8 protein-coding genes are annotated in these 25954 nt (G+C 57.9%); 1 reads left to right on the top strand and 7 read right to left on the bottom strand.

The window, feature by feature from the left end:
* The gene (locus JOE39_RS02100) at positions 1 to 12561 is read right to left on the bottom strand and encodes a hybrid non-ribosomal peptide synthetase/type I polyketide synthase (RefSeq protein ID WP_057445237.1); all 12561 of its coding nucleotides are present in this window, start codon (positions 12559 to 12561) and stop codon (positions 1 to 3) included.
* 117 nt (positions 12562 to 12678) lie between these two features.
* Positions 12679 to 16545, bottom strand: a complete 3867-nt coding sequence (locus JOE39_RS02095) for a non-ribosomal peptide synthetase (protein ID WP_024664717.1) — start codon at positions 16543 to 16545, stop codon at positions 12679 to 12681.
* A gap of 323 nt (positions 16546 to 16868) precedes the next feature.
* Here JOE39_RS02095 and gntB point away from each other — a divergent pair, with 323 nt between their 5' ends.
* Positions 16869 to 17921: a guanitoxin biosynthesis L-arginine gamma (S) hydroxylase gene (gene gntB, locus JOE39_RS02090; protein ID WP_004418555.1), complete on the top strand. Its 1053-nt coding sequence runs from the start codon at positions 16869 to 16871 to the stop codon at positions 17919 to 17921.
* A 151-nt stretch (positions 17922 to 18072) separates the two neighbouring features.
* On the opposite strand, the gene JOE39_RS02085 is transcribed toward gntB, so the two are convergent.
* The 5 genes from JOE39_RS02085 to JOE39_RS02065 form a co-directional block, all read right to left on the bottom strand.
* Positions 18073 to 18789, bottom strand: coding sequence for a LuxR C-terminal-related transcriptional regulator (locus JOE39_RS02085; protein WP_210077971.1), 717 nt, complete (start codon positions 18787 to 18789; stop codon positions 18073 to 18075).
* A gap of 433 nt (positions 18790 to 19222) precedes the next feature.
* The gene (locus tag JOE39_RS02080; protein WP_057445241.1) at positions 19223 to 21613 is read right to left on the bottom strand and encodes an RND family transporter; all 2391 of its coding nucleotides are present in this window, start codon (positions 21611 to 21613) and stop codon (positions 19223 to 19225) included.
* Positions 21614 to 21640: 27 nt separating this feature from the next.
* The gene (locus tag JOE39_RS02075; RefSeq protein WP_024664715.1) at positions 21641 to 22687 is read right to left on the bottom strand and encodes a YCF48-related protein; all 1047 of its coding nucleotides are present in this window, start codon (positions 22685 to 22687) and stop codon (positions 21641 to 21643) included.
* Positions 22688 to 22920: 233 nt separating this feature from the next.
* Positions 22921 to 24276, bottom strand: coding sequence for a DUF1329 domain-containing protein (locus JOE39_RS02070; RefSeq protein ID WP_024662464.1), 1356 nt, complete (start codon positions 24274 to 24276; stop codon positions 22921 to 22923).
* A gap of 516 nt (positions 24277 to 24792) precedes the next feature.
* Positions 24793 to 25950, bottom strand: a complete 1158-nt coding sequence (locus JOE39_RS02065; protein ID WP_004418558.1) for a glutathionylspermidine synthase family protein — start codon at positions 25948 to 25950, stop codon at positions 24793 to 24795.
* Between the last annotated feature and the right edge of the window lie 4 nt (positions 25951 to 25954).

The following is a 25954-nucleotide window of genomic DNA, read 5'->3' as shown; positions in this document are numbered from 1 at the left end:
TTATCGATCACACTCGGCAAGTTGCTCGATCAATACATCGGCAATTTGCTGGGCGTGGACGGACAGGCAAGTAAAGTGGTCTCCCGAGACATCGACCGTTCTTACCTTCGCCGCACTGAACGACTCCCAGCCCCAGGCATCCGTGTCGCGGATCTCGGGCAGGTTGATGCCGGAGGGCATCGAGTCGACCGCACGAAACAGCACCAGCGAGGCATCAAGCGCAACTTTGGGCGGGTCATAGCGCATACCGAAGGCGGCAGCAGCCTTGTACACGTTGAACAGCCCCCGGATGCTTCCCTCATCGCCACGTGCATCCAGCAACCCGTGACGTTCCAGCGTGTCTTTCAGGTAGCGGATCTTTTCCTCATCATCCAGATGCTCGAGCGCCAGCAACTCCTCGCGGCCAAGCTTGATCGGCTTGTCGAAGTAATGCCCGAAGATACTCAGCAACGAACCCAGTACCTGAGCATCAGTGGGCACCTGCATTTGCGTATACGGAGGTGCCGCCGAGTCGAACAGCGCCAGCAGGCCCACCTGGTCGCCACGCGCTTCAAGACGTCTGGCGATTTCATAAGCTACTTTTCCGCCAAGTGAATGACCACCCAGCAGATACGGCCCGTGCGCCTGAACCGACTTCATGCAGCGAATATAGTGTTCGGCCATCTCCTCGACGCTGAAGTGAGGCTCAGTCTTGCCATCGAGCCCAAGGCATTGCAGACCGTAGAAAGGCCGCTGCATACCCATGGCCTTGGCCAACCCAAGCACTTGATTGACGTTGCCCCCCATGCCCGGCAGACAGAAGAATGGTCTCCCCTCGCCGTTTCGCTGCACCGGCACCAGACAGTAGCGGACGGCGGCTTCATCGGCATCGACGGGCGTATCGTCGGCGCCACTGCCCAACGAGCGAGCGATTCGCTCGATGGTCGGCTCATCGAGGAACTCGGCCAACGTCAGGCACTGCTGAAAGCGCGAACGAATTCGCGAAATCAGCTGGGAGCCCAACAGCGAGTGTCCGCCCAGATCGAAGAAGTTATCCAGCACACCCGGCATATCACCGCCTAGCAGCTCTTGCCACAACTGCGCGACTTCCTGTTCCACAGCATTGCGTGGCGCGACACGCTCGGCCCCAGAGTCGAACAGCGCTGTTGCACGGCCAGCCGATGTCGTGCCGCCGCGCTGCAGTTGATTGATCAGTTGTTGCAGATCCTGCGCCTTGCTCACGACGATCTGGGCCGTGTTCTGCGCCAGGGCCAGCTCGAACAACTGGCAACCTTCTGCGTTGGTCAGCCCGCGCACTTCGTCAATCGGCGCCTGCTCGGGGTGCGCCCTGTCATAGGCAACACGCATACCTGCCTGCGCCCATGCATCCCAGTTGAGCGAAACCACAGGCATGCCCTCCTGACGACACGCCTGCGCGCGAGCATCCAGATAAGCGTTGGCGGCGGCGTAATCCGCCTGGCCCAGACCACCCAGCACTGACGCCAATGAAGAACACAGGAATATGAACTCGACAGGTTCCTCGCGCAAAACCTCTATCAGCACATCGGTGCCGACTACCTTGCTGCCCATGACCTGGGCCCATGCATTCGCCTGGCTCAGTTGGATGAGACCGCTGGCTTGCACGCCTGCGGCGTGTATGGCTCCAGAGATACGCCCGTGCTGACGTCTGACCTGGTGCAACGCTGCGGTGAAAACCTCACGATCAGCACAATCGACCGCCATGTGTTGAATCCGCGCACCCTGCTGTTCCAACGCCTGCAGCGCTTGCCCGACCTCATCCGTGACCGTCGCAGAGCGGGACATCAGGACTAACGTGACGGCTTTTACCTTCGCAGCCAGATGACTGGCCAGCGCAAGCCCCATGCCGCCCAGACCACCGGTAACCACATAGGTCCCGCCCTCCTCGAACTGCTGCGGAGGTTGCAAGACTTGCAGCGCTCGCAGGCAAGGCTCATGGAACGTCTGTTTGCGCAACGCCAGGGTCGAAGCAAGCGGGGATGCCTGGTCTGGATCGATGTGCTGGAGTGCCTGAAGCAGCAGCGTCTCGTTCTCCGCCGCATTGGCCAGCGGCAGATCGAAATGACGGCACTGAATCTGTGGCAGCTCCCACGTAAGTGTGCGAACCACGCCAGACAAGGTCGCTACACAGCTGTTGACCGGCTCATCGTCATCCACCTGGCAGGCACCTTCGGTCACCAGTGACAACACTGTGGTGTTTGCGGCATGAGGGATGTACGCCTGTACCAGCGACATAAGATCGGTAAACAGCGTAATCGCAGCGTGTTCGCCTTGCGTCGGTTGCGCCCCACCAGCCATGTAAATGATCTGACTAGGCAAGGCCTCTTGCGCCGCCAGTGTATTGAACAGTTGCTCATACGCCTGAGCATCGCCGCGAGCAATTATCGCGACCGCAGTGCCGGAATCACCGGCATCTGCTATGCAGACACTGTCCGGCGGCAGCGAGAAGAGCATGCTGTTATCGGCTGCAACGCCGCGCATCACAACCAGCCAGGGCCCTTGTAATGGCGAGTCGCTCCTTGGCGGCAATGCCGGGCGCCATGCAGGCGCCTGGCACCAGTCAAGGGGCTCAGTGCGCTGTGCCTCCGATGCAACTCGCTCCTCGCGCAAAGTGAAGCCGATGACCTCGGCCAGCAGCGCCCCGACTCCGCCGTCGTTGTCGACTTCGAACAGTTGCACATCATAGACATTACTGCGGACCCGCCGTGCATGGCTGTAAAGCCGGGAGCGCAGTGGTGCATGAATAGTCAGGCGCTGGTAATGGAACGGCAATCTGCGGGTGCGGTTTTCCATGATCGAGAGAAAACCGGTCGCCATGTCGAGCAACGCCGGATGCAGCGCAAAGCGCTCAACATCATCGGCAAACGCCTGATCGAGCTCCAGGAGCGCCAACCCCTCATCCTCACTAAGCCAGATCGAACGAAAGCACTTCCAGCGAGGCCCGAACAAGCCGAGACGCGTGTTCAATGCCGCATGTTCGACTTCATCGGCAAGACAGTCGGCATGGTCGGCCTGAAGCTGCATCAGCGCTGTTGGTACGGAACGCTCCCGGTCGTGGCGCTTGATGAAGCCTTGGGCGTGCAGCATTGTGTGCTGCTGCGGACTGTTACCCTCGTCCGATACCGACTCGAGGAAAAACTCAGTGCTCTCGGCGTGATCCTTGAATGTAATCAGCACGCGTTGCGAGGCCTGCTCATCTTCCATAACCAGAGGGGTCGGGAAGTAAACATCACTCAGCTCGATCGACTCGATACCTTCCATACGCGCATAGGCATTGCGCACCAGTTCGACGCATCCGGTGCCGGAAAGCACTGGCCTTCCTTCGAAGACCCGATGTTCGTCCACCAGCCAGAGTTGTGGCGACAGGCTCAACCGGAATTGCCGGCGATTACCATGCATACGCTGCCAGTGCAGGAACAACGGTGCCTCGTGCTGCGCAGAAGAAGCCGTCCCGGCAGCCTCGATCCAGTGGCTGTCCCGCGCGAACGGATAGGTCGGCAGCGGCACGCGTGCGCCGTCTGTACACCCTGTGGCCTGCGCCCAACCGAAACGTGCCCCCTGCCTCCACAATGACGCGATGCCTTCCGCCAACGCCGCCTCGTCCGACCGGCTGTCCCGTGCATGCCGAGTGCAACCAAGCACACACAAGGGCTCAGCATAGGATTTCAGTGCACTCTGAAGAGCACGGCCAGGGCCGACTTCGAGAAAAATCGGGTCTTCCAGTTCGTCGGCAAGCAGCGCGATACCGTCAGAAAAGCGCACGGTATCCAGCAGATGAGACGCCCAATAATCACTCTGGCTGCTCGAATCGATCGAGAACCAACCACCGTTGTGGTTGGACACCAGCGCGATAGTCGGGGGCTGAACAGAGAACCCGTTAACAACTGCCTTCAACGCGTGCGCCGCAGGAGCCATCATGCGGGAATGAAAAGCGTGCGAGGTATCCAGTACACGCCCCACGAGCCCTTCATCGGCCAGTTGTCGCTCGACCCGCGCAATGGCATCAAAATCACCCGCCAGGACACATTGCAGCGGCCCATTGACGGCAGCCAGCTCCACGCCGTGCCCCAGAAAACGCGTGCAGTCTGCTTCCGAGAGGCCAACGGCAAGCATTGCACCGGGCGCTTGACGTTGCATCAGGCGGCCCCGTTCGACAACCAGCTTCAAGCTGTCCTCAAGACTGTAGACACCCGCAAAACAGGCAGCCACCAGCTCACCAAGGCTATGGCCTATGAGCGCCTGCGGTTGGATACCGCGGCCTTGCAACAACAGGGCGCACGCGTACTCGACCACAAAAAGTGCCGGCTGCGCGACCTCGGTCCGGCTCAGGGTGTCGCCTGTTTCGCCACCCGCTGGCGGGTACAGACAGGCCAGGATGTCGACGCCATAGCGCTGCAATATGACTGCACAGCGGTCAACTGTCTGCCGAAATACCGCCTCACTGTCGTAGAGGCCCTTGAACATGCCCGTGTACTGGCTGCCCTGCCCGGAAAACATGAACACGATCGGACGATCCTGTCTGCGTTCCATTAGCGCTGTGGACGAAGGCGCCTGCAGCGCGTGCAAGGCTCCGGCAATACTCTGGCTGACGACGCTATCCCTGAAGGCAAATCGCGTGCGACCCTCTCCCAGCGTGAAGGCGATATCGCGTAGGTCGGCTGCGGGATTCTGCAGGCAGGTGATCAGTTGCCGACGCTGATGATCCAGCGCTGCAGCGGAGCGTGCGGAGAACGGCAGTATGTACCAGCGTTCGCTATCGTCATGCGGGCGTACCGACGGCCGAGGAGGTTCCTCGACAATGACGTGCGCATTGGTCCCGCCGATGCCGAAGGAGCTGACGCCTGCCCGACGTGGCGAGGCCGCTGCCGGCCATGGTCTGGAGGTCGTGTTGACATAAAACGGGCTGTCGCTGAAATCGATTTCGGGATTGGCCCGCGTGAAGTTCAGGCTTGCAGGCAGGACGTCGTGTTGCACGGCAAGTATGGCCTTGACCAGCCCGGCGACGCCCGAGGCCGCATCAAGATGACCGATGTTGCTCTTCAATGAACCAAGGGCACAAAAGCCCGGCGTGACATGTGGCAAAGCGCTGGTATAGGCCTGCGTCAACGCACGGACCTCTACCGGGTCACCCAGACGAGTGCCGGTGCCATGCGCCTCGACGTAACCAATGGAATCTGCGCTGATATTCGCTGCATCGAGTGCAGCGCTCACCACTTGGGCCTGCCCATGAACACTGGGCGCGGTGTAACTGACTTTACTGGAGCCATCATTATTGATCGCCCCGCCCTTGATCAAGGCATGAATATGGTCGCGATCTTCGATTGCCCTGTCAGCCAGTTTGAGGACCAACACTGCACAACCGCTGCCGCCAGTAGTGCCACTGGCCTGGGCATCGAAAGGCCGGCAATGGCCATCGGCAGAAATGATGCTGCCCGGTGCCGCCTGGTAACCGTAGTATTGAGCTTCGACCGAAGCACCGCCGACGATCACCATGTCCGACTCGCCACGCAGCAAGCTTTCGCAGGCCATCTGGACCGCTACCAGTGACGAGGAGCAAGCCGTTTCGACGGTAATCGCAGGTCCCGCGAGATTGAGTTTGTAAGCCACACGCGAAGCCATGAAATCGCGGCCATTACCCAACAACCACTGGATGTTCTCCAGTTGCAGCTCCTGGCGCCTCGGGTAAACGTGATCGAGCAGGTAATGGCTGGTGCTCGCGCTTGCAAATACGCCCACGCGCAAATCGTTCAGAGCGCCGCCATAACCGGCGGCTTCCATCGCGGCCCATGCGCATTGAAGGAAGATGCGCTGCTGAGGATCCATCAACTGTGCTTCCCGCGGTGAGAAGCCGAAGAACTCGGCGTCGAACTTGTCGACGTCCTCAAGACGATTGCCACACTTGACGAAATCGTCACGCTCCAGCAGATCAGGGCTTACGCCATGCGCGAGCATGACTTCATCACTGAAGTAAAGAGTCGACTCCACCCCCTCGGTGAGGTTCTGCCAGAACTCGCTCAGGTCAGCGGCGCCCGGAAAGCGCCCGGCCATGCCGACCACCGCCAGCGTGCGGTTCCCAGGATCAATGACAGGTGATGCCTCGCTGGCTTGGCGAACCTCCGGCAAAGGCCCATGCAAGCGTTCCAGATGAGCGACCAGACCACGCAGCGTCGGGTATTCGAAAAGGTCTGTCATGGCCACGGGCGCCTGCAAAAGCTCGCTCAACCGTTTTTGCGTCTCGACAATGCGTAACGAGTGGCCACCGAGATCGAAAAAGTTATCGTCCGAATCGATTTCCTGGCAATCGAGCACTTCCTGCCAGATCTTTCTGACCGTGTTGTGCAGGCGTTTTCCAGCAGGCCTGACCGCGGCAGGAAGGGTCGCCGTCGTCCCGACTGCAGTACCTTCCTGAGCGCGCTGATCAACGCGATTTTCGAGCGACTTGCGATCGACTTTGCCAGTACGGCTAAGCGGCAGCTCGGGCAAGCAGATAAGACGCTCCGGCACCATGTGCGCTGGCAGCACCTTGGCCAGTTCTGCACGTACCTGCGCAACGCTCGGCTTGCCGATGTAATACCCCACCAGAACCTTGTTGCACTGGTCATCCTGTTTGACGACCACGACCGCCTGCTCCAGCCCGGCTATCGCGTTCAAACGCGTTTCGACATCGCCCAGCTCAATGCGAAAACCGCGAACCTTGACCTGATTATCAATACGCCCGACATAGCTCAGGCTTCCATTGAATTGACGCACGACAAAGTCGCCGGTGCGGTACAGACGCGCCTCGGGCAAAACGCCGTATGGGTCGGGAAGAAACACGTGCTCGGTGCGCTCATCCAGATTCAGATAACCCTGTGCCACCCCGCTTCCGCCAATGTAAAGCTCGCCGGGTACACCGCAGGGAAGAGGGTTCAGATACGGGTCCAGGACGTACATTCTGACGTTGTCCAGAGGCCGCAATACCAAGGCACCTCGTTCATCCCAGTAATCCCGGGCAGATGCATACACCGTCGTTTCGGTCGGACCGTAACCATTGAGGAAGCGTCTGCCCGCTGCCCACGTCTGGGCGACGTTGGCCGGACAGGCTTCACCGGCGCTGATGATGACTTTCAGCTCGGCAAGTTCGGCATGGGGGAGCAAGCGCAGGGCCGTCGGCGTGATCTGCAGATGAGTAATATGTTGCTCGCGCAGAAGCGTCACCAGGTCCGGCCCCGGAAGCAGCTGTTCAGACGCTGCAAATACCAGTGTGGCGCCGCTGATCAGCACCGGAAACACCTCGCCACAAACCCCGTCGAAGACTGGCGAAAAGTACTGCAGCTGGCGCGACTGACCAGTCAGTTCCAGTGTTCGCGCAAATGCATTCGCGGTGTTATCGATATTGCGCTGCGAAACCATCACCCCCTTGGGCTGCCCGGTCGAGCCAGAGGTGTAAAGAATATAGGCCAGATCCTGAAGCTCACGCTGGCAGGCCGGAGCAGACCATTCGCCCTGGGCACCTTCGAAGTCGTCGACCAGTAACGTGTCCAGCCCCAGAGCGGCAAGCTCGTGTGCCAATCCTCGATGACCCACCACGCGGTGCAATGCTGCGTCTTTGATCATGTAGCCCAGCGCACCTTCCATCGAATCCTGCGGATTCAAGGGGACAAAGGCACAGCGCGCCTTGAGGATCCCAAGCATGCCTGCCACCAGATAGGGATGCCGTCCAGTGAACAGGCCGATGTGCTCACCGGCTTGCACACCCTTCTTTATCAACGCGTGAGCGATGCCGTTAGCTAATCGGTCCAGCTCGGCATATGTCCAACAGCGTTGCTGCAACTGAAGGGCAATAGCCTGCGGAGTCTGACGTACACGCTGTTCGAAACGGCTGACGACATCGCCATCGCCAAAGTCGCGTGCAGTATCGTTGTACTGGCTAATCAGCCTCTGGTGTTCAGCTGCAGACAGCATCTTCACCTGAGCGACGGTCTGCTCGTCATTAGCCAGCATATTTTCCAGCAGACACTGAAAATGTCCTGCCATTCCCGAGATAACGGAGCGCTCGAACAGCGACGTGCGATATTTGAATACCCCACTCACCCCTTCGCCTTTGACAGCGCGCAACTCCAGCATAAGGTCCAGCTTCACCTCAGAGGAGGCCAGGGAGATTTCTTCCGATTTCACGTGCGGCAAGGCAAGCGGCACAGCCGTCGTGCTCTGCACCACCAGGCCTGCCTGGAAAAAAGGATGCTTGCCCGGCAGCCGCTGCGGGTTGAGCACTTGCGCCAGGTAATCGATTGGCACCGAATGATTTGCCTCGGCGGCAAGCAGGGCCTGACGACTCTGCTCGATAACCTGCGCCACACGCAGAGGGCCTCGCAAACGCAGCCGTAACGGAAGCAGGTTAACGAAAAACCCGATCAGGTTCGCACTTTCATCATGGTCCCTTCCCGAGAAGGGCATGCCGATCAGAATGTCGTCCTGCCCGGTGTAGCGATGCAATAGCAGCGCGAACGCGGCATGCATGATCATGGCCGGCGTGCATTGCAGACGCAGGCAAAGCTGATCGAGCCTTGCCGAGCAGTCGGCAGGAAGAGTCAGCGCAACGTAGTCGCCAGCCAACGGATTTCCTTCTCGCGGACTGGAACGTACAGGCAGTACCAGAGGCGGCGGCAAGTCCTGCAGCGATGACTTCCAGGCGTCGAGTTGAGTCGCGAAGGCCCCGGTTTCGAGTTGATTTCGTTGCCAGGCAGCATAGTCCTGATACTGAGCCTCCAGTGCGCTCAGTGTGAGGCGTTCACCTTGCGTCAAGTGCCGATAAAACACTGCCAGCTCCTGACGAAGCAAGGCGCTCGACCAGCCATCGTAGGCAATGTGATGCAGCGTCAGGCACAGAACGTACTCATCCGACGCCGTCTGCAGAAGCAACGCGCGTATCGGCAGTTCCTGGTCCAGCACGAACGGCGTGTGCACCTCCCGCTCCAGCGCAGCCGTGAGCGCTTCGCGAGCGATGGTTTGCTGCCTGAACGGTACACGCGCGGTGTCTGCGTGGCTTGTCACGACCAACGGCTCTTTCTGCGTGACGCCCCGAGCGTCTACAAACGTTTCAAGCTCTCGGGTGAAATGCGTGCGCAAGACTTCGTGGCGCTCAAGCAGCAGATTCAACGCACCTTCCAGCGCAGGAATATCCAGTTGGCCGGTCAGCCGGCATATTTCCGGCATGTTGTAGGCAGTGCCCGGCTCACTGTGCTGGGTCAACCATAGTCGGCGTTGGGCAAACGACAGACGTTGACGCTCGATACCGCTGCTGCGACCGATCGCGGCCGGTCTGGAAGCGACACTGGCCCCTTGGGAGATCTGGATCATACTCAGCATGATCTTTTCGGCGACCTGGGCGACGGTGGGCCCTTCGAACAGGTTTGCAATGCTGAGCGCCACGCCAAAGCGTTTTTTAATCTGCGCGATGACTTGGGTGACCAACAGAGAATGCCCGCCACTCTCGAAAAAGTTATCGTCAATGCCGATACGCGGAATGTTGAGCAGACCTTGCCAGTCTTCGACAAGTTGCTCTTCCAGACTGTTACGCGGTGCGGCATAAGCGCGTGAGTCCTGCGTCCAGTCGGGCTCCGGCAGGCTCTTGCGATCGATCTTTCCGTTTGCGGTCAGGGGCAGTGCCGCCAATACCACCAACAGGCGCGGCACCATATGGCCTGGCAGGCGCTCGCCAAGGTAGGCATTGAGTTGTTGCGCTGTAGCACGGGTTTGCACATAACCGATCAGCTCGGCCTCAGCGCCTGGTGACTGGCGGGTGACCACCGCGCATTCATTCACATCCGGATGGTCGGCAAGTACGCTCTCGACTTCCCCCAGCTCAATGCGGAAGCCGCGAATTTTGACTTGGTTGTCACTGCGTCCAAGAAACTCGATGGTGCCGTCGCGCATGTGCCGACACAGATCACCGGTACGATAGAACCGCTGCTCGCCGACGCCAGGTAAAAACCGTCCGCTGGCCGAGAACGAACCTGTCAGGAAGCTCTTCTCGTTCAATTCAGGGCGATTCATGTAACCGGACGCCACTGCACCGCCACCAATCAACAATTCACCGGGGACAGTGCGCGGCACCAGATTCAGCGTTGCGTCGACCAGGTACAGGGACGTGTTAGGCAGCGGACCGCCAATTGGCAAGCTGCGCTCAGGGTCATACCACCCCGCGTCGGGCTCGAACGTAGCGCTTTCGCAAGTTGCCTCGGTGACTCCGTAAACACTGACAACCCTGGTCTGCGGTCCACACAGCGTCTGCATTTTCCGATACTCGTGGACGAACCAGACATCCGCGCCACAGGTCAGCGTACGCAGGGTATCCAGACGCCGTCCCGTCTCTTCCAGGTAACGTATCATCTGCCGCAGGACCGCCGGCACGAACTCGAGCAACGTCACCCGTTCAGCCGTGATCAGCTCATAGAGTTGTTCAGGGTCAGCCAGACTCTGCCGCGGGCACATTATCAACCGTGCGCCAACCGCCAGCGCGCGGACCACATCGCTCATGAATACGTCAAACGTGAAATTGGCCATCTGCAAAATGCCGGTGACACCTGGCTCGGTCTGACCGTAAGTCTGCTCCAGCGCCTGGAGCAGACTTACCCAACTGCCGTGGGAGACACTGACGCCCTTGGGACGCCCGGTAGAACCGGAGGTAAAAATAATGTAGGCGATGTCCTCCGGCTGTGTGTTGCGCCCCTCGAATTCGTTCTCGTGCAGTGTGCCGGTGGCCTGCGGCAAATCATCCTGCAGAAGGCATGGATAACCCCTCAGTTGCTCCTGATAGGCGCTCAGTGTGAGCACCAGTCTGGGCTCGATGTCCTTGAGCAGATCAGCATGACGGGCATCGTCAATCGCCAGCGGCACATAAATGCCCCCGACCTGATGCACCGCCAGTAACGCGACGATGACCTCTGGCCCATAGCGCTGCACCACTGCGACCCGGTCACCATGCCGAACGCCGGCAGCATGCAGGTGACCCGCCAGGACCCGGGCCTCTGCATCCAGTTGCGCATAGCTGTAACGACGGTTTTCATAGACCAGCGCATCCGCCTCGCCCCATTGCGCGGCACTGCGTTTGAACCATTGATGAAAAGGTGCAAAGGGCGCTTGCGGCGCTGCTGGCTGATGATTGGCCAGGCGCAACGCCTGCTCCACAGCTTCGCACGACAATAGCGAAAAATCGTCAATAGCCCCGTCCGGGTTGCGTGACACCTGCTCCATAATAATCAGCAGGCTATCGATCATCCCCTGCACTGCGCGCTCATCCAGCAATGCGGTGTCATACTCGATTGCGCCGCTCATGCCGCGCGCAGTCAGTGCCAGGGTAAGACTCAGGTCATATTTGGCGGTACAGGAGTCGAGCGTATAAACACGAGTGCGCAGGTTTTCCAGCTCGACCGAAAAATCTTCGTTGGCCATATCGAACAGCACCTGAAACACCGGCGCATGGCTCAGGGAACGCGGGGGCTGAATGGCCTCGACAATCTGATCGAAGGGCACATGGGCATGCTCGAACGTATCGAGTACCGAGGCACGAACTCTTTTGAGCAATTCGACGAAAGAGGGAGAACCCGATGCATCGATCCGGTTTGGCAGCGTATTGACGAAGAAACCGATCACGCCTTCCAGGTCATCGGATTGCCGATTCGACATCGGCGACCCGATGACCAGATCCGACTCTTGCGTATAGCGATACAGCAGCACGGAAAAGGCCGCAAGCCCTACCATATAGGGCGTGACGCGACACTCCTTTGCCAGGTTTTTCAGCGCGTCCGAGACGGCTGCAGGCACTTGAAAATGACAACGCTGACCTGCGTAACGCTGAATGGCCGGACGCTTGTTATCCAGCGGTAATGGCAGTACCGGCGGCGCGCCGGCCAATCGCTGCTGCCAGTGAGCGATATCGGGAGCCCGTTCAGCGTTCGATGGGCTCTGACTCAAATAATCGCCAAAGTCGAAATTCAACGGCTCCGCGTTTACCTCGCTGCCCCGCACCAGCGCCGAATAGGCTGAGGCCACTTCGGAGAGGAAAATCTGCATCGACCAACCGTCGAAAACGATGTGATGAACGTTGATCAGCAGAACATGCTCGTCGGTCGCACAGTGCAGCAACGTCACGCGCAGAAGCGCTTCATGCTCAAGATCGAAAACATAACGCGCTTCGCTTTGCTCGAACGCTTTCAGCGCGGCTTCGCTGTCCGGTTCGGCTCGCAGGTCAACCTTGCGAATCAGCAGTTGCTCATCCACAAGGCGAATGACCGGCTGCCCATCAATACAGGGAAAACGATAGCGCAGTGCGCTCTGGCGCTGATAAACGCTGTCCACTGCTCGCTCGAGGGCCGCGCAATCCAGCGCCCCGTCAATACGCAGTGCAAAAGGCACATTGTAAGTGGCGCTGGCATCTTCCATCTGGTGCATGAACCAGAGGCTTTTTTGCGCAGGCGATAAATTCAGGAAACCCCCGGCTGCCGGGGTCGGCATCCTGACAGCGGACTCGGTGGTTGAAGTGACCGGCTTTTTTTGAGACATGACCATCTCCACCTCGACAGCGACCGATGTCGCTGCGAGGAAGGGTAAATTGGGAGGCTGAGAGGTGAGAAAGCGCGTGGGGGTGCTGTTGCTACCCACCACGCGCCTGAAAAACGGTCAGGCCGTCAACGGCTCGGCCGCGCGTTCGATAGCACCTGCAAGCGTCTCGACGCTGGGATACTCGAAGAGCAGGTTCAGCGACAGACGAGTGCCAAATTGCTTGCTCAGCCTCGACATGATCCGCATACCGGCCAACGAGTGCCCGCCGATGGAGAAGAAGTCTTCATTTCTACCCACGTCCGGTACGTTGAGGATGTGCGCCCACACCTCGGCAATGGATTTTTCCAGGGCCGTCGACGGTCGCTCGCTGGTAACCCTTGCACGGCCGTTTTGAGTCGCCAGTTCAAGCAAGGCACGCTTGTCGACCTTGCCGCTCGCATTGACCGGCAGTTGCTCGATCACATGCACTTCGGCAGGCACCATGTAGTCGGGCAGGCACTCTCTCAACGCCACACGAATCTGTTGCTCATCCAGTGCAACACTTCCGTCCAGACTGACGAAGGCGACCAGCTGTTTGTCCAGGTTCAATGTGCGCAGAATCAGTGAGCACGCTGTGACGCCCGGCAATTGACGTATCGCCTGCTCGACCTCACCCGGTTCTATGCGCAAGCCACGGATCTTTATCTGACTGTCACTGCGTCCAAGGAACTCGATGCCGCGGCTGGGGGTCCAGCGCGCCAGATCACCGGTGCGGAAGAGTGTTTTGCCGGGGAACCGCTCCAGCGTCACAAACCGCTCCCGGCTCAGTTCCGGACGCTTGAGGTAGGCACCGGTGATCCCTGTGCCGCCGATGAATAACTCTCCAGGAACACCGGGCTCGGCAAGCTGCCCGAAAATATCCACGATGTAGGCATCGGCCTGTGCAATCGGCCATCCGATCAGGGGCTTGTCAGTCACTTGTTCGACCTTGTCCATGCTGTAGGCCGTGGTAAAGACCGTGCCTTCAGTCGGGCCGTAACAGATGGTGAGCGTCCCGGTGGAGCGTGCCAGCAAACTGCGCATGCTTTGCGGCGAAACAACGTCACCGCCGGTCAGTACGTGCCTGACGCCAGCCATCGCCTGAGGATATTGATCGACCATCTCCTGGAACAAGGCGGACGTCAGCCAGAGCACACTGACCTGCTGATTTTCCAGTGTGTGTGCCAGGTCATCCAGTCCGCCGGCTTCGCCAGGCTGAACCACCAACTGCGCGCCGTTCAGCAAGGCGCCCCAGATTTCAAAAGTCGACGCATCGAACGCGAGGGGCGCGAAAAACAGGAAGCGGTCGTCACTCTTGATATCGATATAGTCCGTACCCTTGACCAGACTCACCACCGCGCGGTGGGTACTGGCCGTGGCCTTCGGAGTGCCCGTGGAACCCGATGTAAACATGTAGTAGCAGTGAGCATCCGCGCTGATGACAGGCTTGGCCAGGGGCGACACGCGTGGGTCGTCCTGCTCATTCAGCAACTGCCCTATCAACAGTGTTGAGGTTGCATCACGTAAAGCCGGAGCACTCTCATCGATCAGTGCCCACTTGACGTCCGCCTCCTCCAGAAGCCAATTACGACGCTCTGCAGGCAATGCACAGTCGATCGAGAGGTAGCACGCACCGGCCTTGAGCACGCCCAATAGCGCCGCAACCAGCAATTCGGAGCGCATCATGCAGATGCCCACGACGTCACCCGGCTGCACGCCCTTGCGAAGCAATGTATCGGCAACTTTGTCGGCGGATTCATTGAGCTGAGCGTACGTCAGCACTGCATCGCCGCACCTTACAGCGATGGCCTCGGGCTGTGTGGCCGCAAAGGCCTCGACGATGGCGTGCAGGGACGTTTCAGGATAGCTCGAGTCAAGCCCTTCACACTGTGTCTGAATGGCAGCCTGGTGCTGGGCCGATAGGCTTTGCGCCAGCGTTTGGTCCAGTGATTCGCTGGCTTTTTCCAGCAAATGGACGTAATGCCCGGCCATTGAAGTCGCTGTTTCCTGAGCGAACAGATCAGCGGCATAGGCGAGTGACAACGAGGCCTTTGTGCTGGAACGGTCCAGGACGAATTCGATGGGCGGGTGCAGACTGCCCGATTCACCTCCCTGCTCGGCACACGCGGAAACGCCGTCGCAGAATACCGACTGTATCAATGACTGCGGCGCTCTTCCCGACGCCGCAACACTGTCATCAAGCGCTTGTTCCAGACCTTGGGCAGAAGATGCGTGCCAGTGACGAGCCTGCTCGCAGTGCTGTTGTGCGCGCAGGAAGACATCGGCAAACGTGTCATGCGCAGCGAGCGTCAACTTGAGTGGCAACGGTGTGGCCAGACGCTGTCCATCGGCAGCAGTACCCAGACCGGCCACGACGGTTTGATGCCCGCCATAACGTGCCATGGTCACGGCATAGAGAGAAAAAAGCGCTGCTTCAGGTTCAATGTTGCGCTGCTCACACGCTTGAAACAGGCGCGCAAGGCTTTCATCCGAAAGAGGGATTTCATGACGCGCAAGCGGCCCGCTGACTGCGCGATTAAGCGCATGGTCAGGCAGAAGCCCCGAAGCTTCGAGGTCGAGTGATTGTTTCCAGAATTCCACACCGGGATTGACAGAAGAACTGCCTGACGGCGCGGCAAGAACAGCAGCCTTGCGTACATTGGCGAGACTTTCTGCAGGTTGCTCGAGCCAGGCGCCAGCCAGGTGAAGAAAATCGGCCATCAGCGCTCTGACATCTGCTTCTTTGGCGACAGCGGTGGAGTACTCAAGCATGAAGCGACCGCCAGCGGCCGGGTTCACTTCGTCATCGAAAACGCAAATGACGTTGAGGTCGAATTTCGCAGAACCGTTTGCCAGCCCTTCAACCACCTCGACATCAATGTCCGCGAAGTCCAGGGTACGGGACATGGAGTTATGAAAGCTGAAAGCAACCTGGATGTACGGCAATTGCTGAGTGACACGATCCGGACTCAGATCGGCAACCATTGTTGAAAACGGCACATGCGACTGCAGGCAAGCCGTGCGGATTTCTTCTTTCACGGCTGCCAGTAGAGGCGCCCAGGACGTATTCGCATCAATGTCGATGCGCAGCGGCAACATGTTGACCAGCATACCGATGGTGTTTTCGATGCCCGGCAAGTCACGGTTGGCGACGGCGGTGCCTATTAGCTGTTGCGTCTGACCCGAACGCGCCGCTACCACGCAGGCAAACAGCGAAAACATGGTCTCGAACAGGGTGGATTTATTTTCCGACCCATACGCCTGCAGTGCGCTGATCAACTTACCCGGCAGCGGCACCGACACCGAACTTCCGACAAAATCTAATGCGGCTTGCGCGTCCTTCTCTGCCGGAAACGGCGAATGCGTGTAGGCCGGCCAGGTTTCAAGACGTCCGTACCAGAAGTCTCGGCCTTGACGGCCTTCAGCAGAATCCAGCCAGTCGCGCTCCCATTGGCAGTAATCGATAAACTGGATCACCGGCTCAAGGGGCTCCTGATTCACGCGGCCCTTTTCTTCATTGTAAAAATGATTCAGCTCTTTGAGAAACAGCCGGAATGACCAGCCGTCATGAATGAGGTGGTGTTCGATATGCAGCAATACGTGGAATTGATCGCTGAATTTGAACAGTACCCAGCGAATCAGCGGAAGCTTCGCCACTTCGATCTTCTGGGCAATTTCAGCTTTCACAATAGAATTCATGTAGGTCTGCCGTACCGCTTCACTGCTGGCAGACAGGTCAACGATCGGAATATTCACGGACCAGGCGTCCTGGATAGTTTGCCGCGGTTCTCCGTCAACCTCATCAAAAACAGTGGACAGTGACTGATGGCGTTCAACCACCCTGCTCAGCGCACGTTCAAGCACTTTGATATCAAGGTTGCCGCGAATGTTCAGCATGGCCTGAAAGTTATAAGCAATACTCTCTGGTACTAACGTCTCAAGAAACCAGGCCTGTTCCTGAGACATGGAGAGTGGCCCTTCGGTACCGGTTATATGCTGTGCGCCGGCCCGCATAGCGAGATCTTGAGAGCGTGACGGTGCGGTATTATCTTTCTCAAAACTGTTCATGACGGCCTCAGATAACATATTGATCAGGTGACATCAACCTCGTAAAAAAACCGGTGTATCCGTTTTTGTTAGCGGTGATTGACTTCTTTAAAAAGACCACACGCCACTGCGAACTGTCTACCTGTAAAAAATATCAGCTTACGCTGCTCCCCGACCCTCTCTAGTCTATATAACGCCCTAATTACCAACGCATTGCAGAGCACAACCTGTCGAGGTAAACGATGCAGACCGTCCAAAGATTTCACTGTAAAAATGCACTAAAACTTGAACTGACGTGTCTTTATAAAAAGAATAACTGGCGATGGCTATTGGGTTGGTCGGGGGATGTTCTTGTCATTGTTTGCGCTGTCGCACTCACCCAATGGTCATTGTATGCTTACCCCCTCAGTGTGCTGATTATCGGTTCACGGCAACGCGCCCTAGCCTCTCTCGTTCATGAAGCAGCCCATTTAACCCTGACCCAAAGCCGCCGCCTCAGTTATGCCATTGGCCACTACCTGACCGGATTACCCATCTTTCAGGATTACGAGGCTTATCGACATTCGCATGTGCACATGCATCACCATCATCTCGGTGACGCCGACAAGGACCCGGACTATCGTTACTATATTGAATCCGGGCTGCAGGCGACCGAAGATCGATTCGACTTCATGTTCAACCACCTGCTTAGAACCGTGCTGTTTCTGAATATATTCAGCTACCTGCGCTACCTCGTCATTCATCGGTTGGGCGCACTGTTGAAATCCCCTCGCAAAGCCCTGACACTGATCGCGGTACACGCTGTTTTATTCTCGCTTTTCTATGCCACCACGGGCGTGTACGGTTACCTGATGTTCTGGCTCGTTCCTTATCTGACGGCCTTTCAGGTCATCGGCTGGCTGTCGGAAGTTTCTGAACATTTTGGATTATTCGGCAGGGAGCAGGAGGCCTTGCGGATCACCCGCAACCGTTTTCCCTCCTGGTGGGAGAGGCTGTTTATCGGCATGCACGGGGACAACCTGCACCTGACCCATCACCTGTTCGCAGGCATCCCCTACTGGAACCTGCACAAGGCACACTCCATTCTCCTGCAAGACCCTGACTATGCCGAAGCCAATCTGGCCAAGGGTGGCATCATCTCGGGTCGTCGCGATACGCAATCGGTCATGCGCCAGATACTGAGTATTTATCGCCTGCAAAACAGACGTCATTCGCCGTACGGCACCGCACCGCAGACACTGTGCGAACAGTCGGCACGCGAAGGTACGCAGACCACGAATGGCGATGACCGATAGCCATCGCGCGGGCATCCAGATGGGGTCAATGAGCATTCCGATCGGCCTAGCGCTGTGTCGGAATCGCACAAGAAGAACCCAGGCTCACTCAACGCGTTGACTGCCTTGGCGCCCGCCACTCAACCCAGTCGTCATGGGTTCCAAAAACCCCTTACAAAATCCCCATCTTGGTCAGTTGTATGCAGGCCTGGAGTTTGGTTCTGACACCCAACTTCGAGATGACATTGGAAATATGAAAATCTACCGTTCTTTTGGATATATTTAGAATGACGGCAATTTCATTACAGGTCTTGCCGATGGCTGTCCATATGTACACCTCCTTTTCACGGTCCGTAATAGTGAAGTTTTCGTCCGACTCATTGACGCCCATGACCAGGCCCGTCAACTTATGATGAAACTCACGAACCAGCGACTTCACCTCTGCCGCAAGACTGTACTCGCCTTGCGTACTTCCTGTTCCGGTTTCTTTATTTGCAAACCGCAGTAAACTGAATGCCTTCTCTTCGCCGAGGTAGAACGCCCTCATCCCGTCAGAGGTGGTACCGGCGTCGATCATTTCGCCGCGGTCATTTGATGATGCCGGCCTGTTCAGTAAACCGGTAAATAGTGGCTCAGAGCAGGCAACGTCCCAAATCGCATCCGCGACGTCCTGCCGCTCTGCGCAATGACTATTATTTTTCCCTGCCTCCGGACCGCTGACCAGAACAAAGCCATGTTGCTGTAACGCTGGCGCGTGATGATAAAAAAAATAGGTATACTGATGAACACCCCGCTCACTTGCACTCTGTTCGAACTCCCATTCCAGCTTTTGTCTGTCGGTGCTTTTTTCATGGCCAAACGTATCACCGCGCAATGAAAGTGCCATCATTCTACTCCATGAACTACTTGAAATGGCTAACTCTCACGTGAGAAGCCCATGCAAATTATGATAACTATGCACCACCCTTCACGCAACTTAAGTAACTCTCAGACTTTAAATACCGGCCTATTGCCCGCACACTGACACTCGCTTTGCGCGATCATAGTATTTCTTACGGCATCTTATTAAGCCGCAAACTAACAGCCCCGCCCGACAGAACAATAGCCTGATATTTCTGATAGGCGTCTCATAAAAACCTTAACTCTATCACCCTAAAAACTCTATTTTTCGCCCTTTTTTTCACCCCGTTGTCCCCCTTTTACAGGTCAAGACAACCTTGACCTGCCACAAGCCGTTCAACAAAGCAACCGCGCGCTGCGAAACGTTCAGCACAGAGCGAAGACACATCACCAAGAAGAGGATGGATAACCTCATGTGTGTCTCAATGCGAAAACAACGAGTTCCCCACCTTCCCCGCCATCTTCTCCGGCTTGATCAGAAACCGCGCCAGCGCGGGCAGCAGCCACAGTGCGCCGAACATGTTCCACAGCAGCATGAAGGTCAGCATCAGGCCCATGTCGGCCTGGAACTTGATCGCCGAGAAGATCCAGGTGCACACACCGATGGCCAGACACAGGCCGGTGAACAGCACGGCCTTGCCGGTGGATTTGAGGGTTTCGTAATAGGCTTCCTGCAATGGCAGTCCGGCGCGCAGGAAGCTTTCCAGACGGCTGTAGATGTAGATGCCGTAATCGACGCCGATGCCCACGCCCAGCGCCACCACCGGCAAGGTCGCGACCTTGACGCCGATGCCCATGAACGCCATCAGGGCGTTGCCCAGTACCGAGGTCAGCACCAGTGGCAGGACGATGCACAGCGTAGCGGCCCATGAGCGGAAGGTGATCATGCACATCGCTGCCACGCAGAGGTAGACCAGAATCAAAATGGTCAGCTCGGATTTTTTGATCACCTCGTTGGTCGCGGCCTCGATACCAGCGTTGCCGGCGGCCGGCAGAAATTGCAGGTCCGGCGTGCTGTTCTGTTTAGCGAAGTCCTGCACTGCGTGCACCGCACGGTCGAGAGTCTCGGCCTTATGGTCGTTGAGGAACACCAGCAGGGGCGCCAGCGAACAGGTGTTGTTGTAAAGGCCGTCGGCGCGGGCGATGGAGTTGTTCAGCACGTCCTTGTTACGCGACAGGCTCTCCCATTTCAGGTTGCCCTCGTTCATGCCCTTGATCATCTGTCTCGACACCGTCACCAGCGAAATGGCCGACTGCACGCCCTGGGTGTTTTCCATCTTCCAGGCCAGCTCGTTGATCGCTGACATGGTTGGATAAGCCGAGCAACCTTCTGGTGGCGTCTTGACCATCACCACCAGCACGTCCGAACTGGTGGAGTAATGATTGATAATGAACGCGTTGTCCTTGTTGTAGCGTGAATCGGGACGCAGCTCCGGCGCGCCCTGGTCCAGGTCGCCGATCTTGAGGTTCTGGCTGTGCCAGAGGCCGCCACCGAAGGCCAGCAGCGCCAGCACAATCGAGACAGGTGCAACCTTTGGGCTGGCAAAGTTGGACAGCAAGCGCCAGAACGGATGCTCGGAGACCGCATCCTGCTTGCTGCGATTGATCGCCCGCTTGCTGATGCCCACGTAGGAAATCGCCACCGGCAGCAGGATCAGGTTGGTGAACACGATCACTGCCACACCAATGGAAGCGCCGATGGCCAGCTCGCGGATCACCCCGATGTCGATAATCAGCAGCGTAATAAAGCCGACCGCATCGGCCAGAATCGCGATCATGCCGGGCAGAAACAGCTGACGAAACGTCCGCCTTGCAGCGGTCAGGGCGTTGTCGGCCTCGCTGGATTGCAGGGCAATACCGTTGATCTTCTGTACACCGTGAGAGATGCCGATGGCGAAGATCAGGAACGGCACCAGCATCGAGTACGGGTCAATACCGAACCCCACGACGTGCATCAGCCCCAATTGCCAGATCACCGCAATCAACGTGGTGATCAGCACGGCGATGGTGCTGCGAAGACAGCGGGTGAACCAGATCAGCAGCACCAGCGTGATCAGAAAGGCGATGCCGAAGAACATCACCACCATGAACAGACTGTCGATCAGATCACCGACCTTCTTGGCGAAACCGACGATATGAATCTTGATGTTGGGGTTCTGTGCTTCGTACTTGTCGCGGATCTTCTCTTCAAGCTGGTGCGAGAACTGCTGATAGTCCAGCGCCAGCAACTTGCCCTGATCTGCCGGGTCGGGGTAGGACTCCTGCAACGGCACATCAATGATGCTGGATTTGAAATCGTTGGCCACCAACCGTCCGACCTGTCCGGACTTGAGTATGTTGTTGCGCAACAGATCCAGACTCTCATCCGAACCGTTGTAACTCTGCGGAATCACTTCGCCTCCGGCAAAGCCCTCCTCCGTCACTTCGGTCCAGCGTACGCTCGGGCTCCACAGCGATTTCAGGCCAGACCGGTCGACGCCGGGAATATAGAACACCTCGTCGCTGATCTGACGCAGCGTCTCCATGTACTGTCTGGAAAAGATATCACCATCCTTGGCCTCCACCGAGATACGAACGGTGTTACCCAGATTCGCCAGATCGTTGCGGTGTTCCATCATGTTCTGAATGAACGGATGAGACAGCGGGATCATCTTCTCGAAACTGGTGGAAGGCCGCACCTGCGTGGCCTGCCAGAACAGAAAGAGGCTGGCCAGCAGGCAGAGGATGATGACTGCCGGGCGATGGTTGAAAATCAGGCGTTCAAGGAAGGTTGCCTTTTCATCCGGATCTTGCGCGTGCTGGTGCGTGCTCATGCCTGAATATCCCCGCCCTGAAAGGTCTTATTGTTGGGTCGTCTCGGCGCCCGTTGGCGAGGCGATGCGAACACCGCCCTGCCCGACCAGAATCAGATTGCCCTGAGGGTTGCCGGTGACCCCGGCCAGCGAGATGCGATCAGGTCGATTGAAGACCGCGAATGTTTCCCCGTCATCGGTGCTGCGCATGACACTGCCGCCATTGCCGACCAGCACCAGCGAGTCATCGGCCAGCAGCGTGGCGCTGGCCAGACCGAACTCGAGCGGCCCGCGCGCGCCCTTAAGTTCGATGGGCTGCCAGCTGTCACCAAAATCGCTGGAGCGAAACAAATTGCCGCGCAGACCATAGGCCAGCAGCGTGGACGGCTGAGCCGTGCCGATCACGCCGAATAACGAGCCTTGATACGGGCCGGCGATTTTCTCCCAGGTCCGTCCCTCGTCGCGGGAGCGAAACATGCTGCCCGCTTCGCCGACAATGAACAGGCCGGCGTCCTTGACCTGAGCGATGCCGTTCAGGTGGTATTGGTCTTCGTTGTCCAGCCGGTCGCTGACATCTTCCCAGTGCTGCCCGCCATCGGCGGTACTTAGCAACAGGCCGTATGCGCCGATGGCCAAACCGTTGTCGAGGTCCTTGAACCAGACATCCAGCAACGGAGCCTCGCGCTTCAAGTCCTCGAACTGCTTGTTCCAGGTCTTGCCGCCATCGCTGCTGGCCAGTACCTGCGCGTCGTGACCGACCGCCCAACCGTGCTGTTCATCCACAAAAAACACGGCCGTCAACAACTGCCGGGTAGGCACGCGGGCCTGACTCCAGGTGTTGCCCTGATCATCGGAAAGCAGAATATGCCCATGGTCACCCACCACGACCAGCCGCGCGCCCGCATGGGCGACGTCCAGTAATAACGTGCGAGAGGCTTTGGCCGACTCGATGGCATAAACAGGAGCGTCTGCAGCAACGGCAGTGGCTAGCGCCTCGGAACCAGCCATGGCTGGCAGCGCAAACAGGGATGACGCAACGACAGCCAGAAACATGCCTGCGCATAACCGGGTGCGACGATGGAAAGACTCACGCATGGACTTTTCCGCTCTTATTATTATCAGGTGGCTGTTATCGGGTGCGGGTGCCGGACAACTCATATCGATGTCGACGCCCGCAGCGCTATGGCGTTACCTGTCTGGAAGCTCAGCCATCCTAGGCAGCTTTGCAAATGCCTGACAATCGACATGTCGTTATCTTTTGTTAAGCGTGCTGAATGTGATTGATGAAACATAACGACGGTTGATCGGACAGATTGACCAGACGCCGGTCAGCGAATGCTTCTGCGCCGCAAGGCCGCTGGTTTGAAGGCGTTCACGCTGGGTACCGGCTGAGAGAAGTCACTGGTGCCAGGCTCCTGATTGTCGAGGTTCTGTACGTGATAACGCCGCGCCTGCAGGTCATGGAAGACGTCCAGAGCGGACCAGGTCGTCGGCAGTTCGTAATAGTTCTTCAGGTACGCCATGGAGACGCGCCACAACTGCCCCCGAGCGTCGTACTGATCGACGATTGCAGCCTGCCAACTGTCCTCGTCCAGGTACAGCGTGCGTCTTGAATAGACATGACGCGCGGTCGGTTTGAGCGTGCCCTCCACCACCCATACGCGATGCAACTCATGGCGCGTATAGGCCGGGTTGAGATGACCCACCTGCAATAATTGCCGATAGGTAATGTCGGGGCTGGAAATCCGGTAGTTGTTGTAGGGAATATAAATCTCGCGTTTGCCCAGTAACGTCCAGTCGTAACGATCCGGCGAGCCATTGAACATGTCGGTGTCGTCGGCCGTGCGCAAGCCTTCAGAGGCCGGGATCGGCATGTCGTAAGCCAGACTCGGCGCGCGGCGTACCCGACGTTGCCGCACACTGTAGGCCCACGCCTGCCGCGGCTCCTGAATCTGGTCCAGTGTTTCATGGACCAGCACGGCAGAACCGGCCATGCGCGTCGGGCACTGGATAAACGACAGGTAATAGAACAGCACATTATCCAGACTGGCAAAGCTGCCCGCAGGATCGTAGAAGCGAAACAGCACTTCCTGACGCGAAGTGTTCAGTTTGAAACTGCCGTCGCGCTTTATAGCGACTTCCGAAGTGCGCCGCACCGCATAATGGCCGCGATACCGGACAATGTGATTCCACACGGCCTGAATGCCCTTTTCCGGAAGCGGAAATGGAATGCCGCCGTAGGCATCGACAAAACCGTTGCCGCCGCCGATCAATCGGGCTTTCTGCGCATTGCGGCGGGTGTTGTCGTACACCCATTGCGGTGCCGATCCGGAACGTCGCGTGGGGTATACCGGCATCCGGTAGCTGTCGGGGTAGGTTTCGAACATCGCCACCTGCCCTGGCGTCAGGCGCGTGCGGTAGTGCTGCATGTTGGCGTGAGTGATGGTGAACAGGGGCTTGTCAGCCGCATACGGGTCGACATGCCGAGTGCCCGACCCCTTGTATCCGGACGGCGGTCGGGTGATTCCGCCCGTCCAGGGCGGAATGGTCCCCGTGGCATTACCTGCCATCTCGCCTCCCAGCGGGGTCAAACGACTCCCGAGTAACGTGGTATCGACTGCCTGGCAGGTGTTGATCGTGAACAGCAGCGCCAGCGCGCTGCCCAGCCGTTGTTTCATGAGCATGTGGGCTCTCCTTGCATGGCCACGTCGGGACGCATGTATGGCGTCCAGGCCGGGATTGGTTCCGTGTAAACGGCAGGTTATGAGGGCGAGACGGTTATTGACGCTCGGCCAATAACCGTATGTTGAACAGGCGAACTGAATTGCCCACGTATTCTTACCGCGAACAGGTTATCTATCGGGTATACGTCTGTAGGAAACTTCACAGAACAAGAAGAATGGACAACACGCTGTTAAACACCAACAAAACAGGCACCCGTAATAGCCCACAGTAATGCAACGCGAATGCCAATACGCGATAAAGAACAGATCACTACTTATATAAGGTACAGATCTGAACTATCGCGCACCCGCGTTATGACCAGAATTAAAAACAACGACAGCGTCTGTTTGATTGTCAGACACCGCACTCACAAGGCAACTCATTACGGCGACTTATTGGCGGGTATATGAACAGAGGGTAACAACAAGAGTGTTACGTGCTCGAAGCCAGTAACACCGGGTGACGACAGGCAAGGCTCAGTCGATGACAACGTGTGGCAGAAAGCGACTGGTGTCCTTGGTGATCAGGCTGTCGTCTTCACGAATACCGATCCCTGACGCAAGATCGCCGATGACCCAGGAGCCGATCAGCGTGTAGCTGTCGCCGAATCGCGGAAGCGGCGAGTAGGCCTGCAGAATGTAGGGCGCATCAGTGTACGGCCCATCGACCGAGATGACCTGATCGCCGGGCGTGCGCATTTCAATGTTGGCGCCCTCACGGGAAAAGTACGGTTTGCGTACCCAGCCTTTGGGGACCGCTTTGTTCGGGTCCTGGTCGACGTGCGCAGGCAGCAGGTTCGGATGGCCTTCGTTGAACTGCCACAACAACGGCAGAATCCCCTTATTGCTGAGAATCGCCTTCCACGCGGGTTCGACGAACTGGGTGCCAGCGGCTGACACGTGCTGGCCGAACTCCTCGTGAAAGATGTGCTCCCACGCATGCAGCTTGAACAAGCGCTCGATCCAGCGCCCGTCCAGATCGACAAAACGCCCGTCAGCGCCGAGCCCGATGTCTTCGATATCGATATGCCTCGCATCAATGCCGACGTGTGCTGCCATACGCCGCAGGAAATCGGTGGTGCCCCGGTCTTCGATGGAACCGGACATCGCCGAAAAGTAGAAGGGAGTCGTGCCGGGAAACTCGGCAAAGGCCCGAACCAGGTCCTCGGCAATCGAGTTGAACTGGGTGGCATGCGCAGGCAACACGCCGCGTGCCATCTGCTCTTCCAGCCAGAGCAGCTGCACCGCCCCCGCTTCCATCAGACTGGTCGGCGTATCGGCATTGATTTCGTACATCTTTGCCGGGCCCGTACCGTCGTAGGCAAAATCGAAGCGCCCGTACAGATGCGGATGTCCCTCCTTCCACGAGGTCTGGATCAGGTCGAAGAACGCTTCCGGAATCGCCAGTTGATGGAGCAGCGCTTCGCTGTCCACCACTCGCGCCACGGCGTCCATGCACATCTGGTGAAGCTCCTGGGTGGGCGCTTCAAGATCGCGGGTAATCTGCTGTTCGCTGAACAGGTAATACCCGCGCTCGTCCCAGTAACGCTCGCCGTCGATGGTGTGAAAGTTGAACCCTTCACGTTCGGCGGTGGTGCGCCAGTCCGGACGTTCCTCGATGCTGATCTTTTTCATGCCG

Origin of the sequence: Pseudomonas sp. PvP100 (assembly GCF_017833055.1) — a bacterium.
GTDB lineage: Bacteria > Pseudomonadota > Gammaproteobacteria > Pseudomonadales > Pseudomonadaceae > Aquipseudomonas > Aquipseudomonas syringae.
Note: the sequence above shows the minus strand (reverse complement) of the source record. Positions and strands in the feature narration are given on the sequence as shown.